Below are 2,202 nucleotides of genomic sequence, written 5' to 3' on the forward strand. Positions count from 1 at the left end.
TATCTCCTGTTGGACCTTGGGCTCCAGTGGCTCCTGTATCACCAGTATCTCCCTTGGCTCCGGTTGGACCTTGTGCTCCTGTTGGACCCTGGGCTCCGGTAGCTCCTGTATCTCCTGTTGGACCTTGGGCTCCAGTGGCTCCTGTATCACCAGTATCTCCTTTGGCTCCGGTGGCTCCTGTGTCTCCAGTATCTCCCTTGGCTCCTGTTGGACCCTGGGCTCCGGTTGCACCCTGGGCTCCGGTTGCACCTGTATCTCCTGTTGGACCTTGGGCTCCAGTGGCTCCTGTATCACCAGTATCCCCTTTGGCTCCGGTGGCTCCTGTGTCTCCCTTGGCTCCGGTAGCTCCTGTATCTCCTGTTGGACCTTGCGCGCCAGTAGCTCCTGTATCACCAGTATCCCCTTTGGCTCCCGTAGCACCGGTATCCCCTGTTGGACCTTGCGCTCCAGTGGCTCCTGTATCACCACTATCCCCTTTGGCTCCGGTGGCTCCTGTGTCTCCAGTATCTCCCTTGGCTCCGGTTGGACCTTGTGCTCCTGTTGGACCCTGGGCTCCGGTAGCTCCTGTATCTCCTGTTGGACCTTGCGCTCCAGTGGCTCCTGTACCACCAGTATCCCCTTTGGCTCCGGTAGCACCGGTATCTCCTGTTGGGCCTTGTGCTCCAGTGGCTCCTGTATCACCAGTATCTCCCTTGGCTCCGGTGGCTCCGGTAGCTCCATCATTTCCAGGAGGACCTTGTGGGCCAGCAGGACCTTGTGGACCGGTATCTGGGTCAACCCAAGAATATATTCCGGACCCATCGGTAGAAAGAACTTGTCCACCTGTTCCTCCTCCAGGCAATTCTATTTCATTAGTGGGATCATCATCCGCATCACGAATGTCTATAGTTGTATTACCTCCTCTTTCAAGTGCTATATTAACTGATTCATTTGCACTTACTACCGAACTACTTATACCTTGATTATCAGAGTTCAACAATGATTTATCAACCCATTCAACTGTACCAACGGCATCAGTAACCAAAACCTTATCATTACCTCCGCTCAATATGTTTTCTGTCTGAACCGCGTTATCGGCCAGTTTAGCATTGGTCACCGCATCGGCTCCAAGCTTGGCGGTCACAATGGATAGATCCTCCACCTTGAAAGGATTTCCAGAGGTCCCGGCACCAGTAATGGTTACCTGATCGGCAATGGCGGCAAAGCTCGACTTGTCGATCCACTCCACTGTACCAATGGCATCGGTAACCAATACCTTGTCGTTACCGCCAGAGGAAATATCCTCAGTAAGTATAGTTCCGTTCAATATGTTTTCCGTCTGAACCGCATTATCGGCCAGTTTAGCATTGGTCACCGCATCGGCTCCAAGCTTGGCGGTCACAATGGATAAATCCTCCACTTTGAAGGGATCCCCAGCGGTACCGGCACCTGTAATCGTTACCTGATCGGCAATGGCCGCAAAGCTCGACTTATCGATCCACTCCACTGTACCAATTGCATCGGTAACCAATACCTTGTCGTTACCTCCGCTCAATATGTTTTCTGTCTGAACCGCATTATCGGCCAGTTTTGCATTGGTCACCGCATCGGCTCCAAGCTTGGCGGTCACAATGGATAGATCCTCCACTTTGAAGGGATCACCAGCAGTCCCGGCCCCAGTAATCGTTACCTGATCGGCAATGGCGGCAAAGCTCGACTTATCGATCCACTCCACTGTACCAACGGCATCGGTAACCAATACCTTGTCGTTACCACCTGAAGAAATATCCTCGGTAAGTATAGTTCCGTTCAATATGTTTTCTGTCTGAACCGCATCATCCGCCAATTTAGCATTGGTCACCGCATCGGCTCCAAGCTTGGCGGTCACAATGGATAGATCCTCCACTTTGAAGGGATCACCAGCGGTTCCAGCTCCAGTAATCGTTACCTGATCGGCAATGGCGGCAAAGCTCGACTTGTCGATCCACTCCACTGTTCCAACGGCATCGGTAACCAATACCTTGTCGTTACCACCTGAAGAAATATCCTCGGTAAGTATAGTTCCGTTCAATATGTTTTCTGTCTGAACCGCATCATCCGCCAATTTAGCATTGGTCACCGCATCGGCTCCAAGCTTGGCGGTCACAATGGATAGATCCTCCACTTTGAAGGGATCACCAGCGGTTCCAGCTCCAGTAATCGTTACCTGATCGGCAATGGCGG

At 52.3% G+C, this 2,202-nt stretch carries 1 pseudogene; it reads right to left on the reverse strand.

Annotated features, from left to right (window positions below):
* A pseudogene (locus H4O18_RS22435) lies at positions 1 to 2,202 on the reverse strand (hypothetical protein); the annotation flags it as partial.

Origin of the sequence: Arenibacter arenosicollis (genome assembly GCF_014397245.1) — a bacterium.
Taxonomy (GTDB): domain Bacteria; phylum Bacteroidota; class Bacteroidia; order Flavobacteriales; family Flavobacteriaceae; genus Arenibacter; species Arenibacter arenosicollis.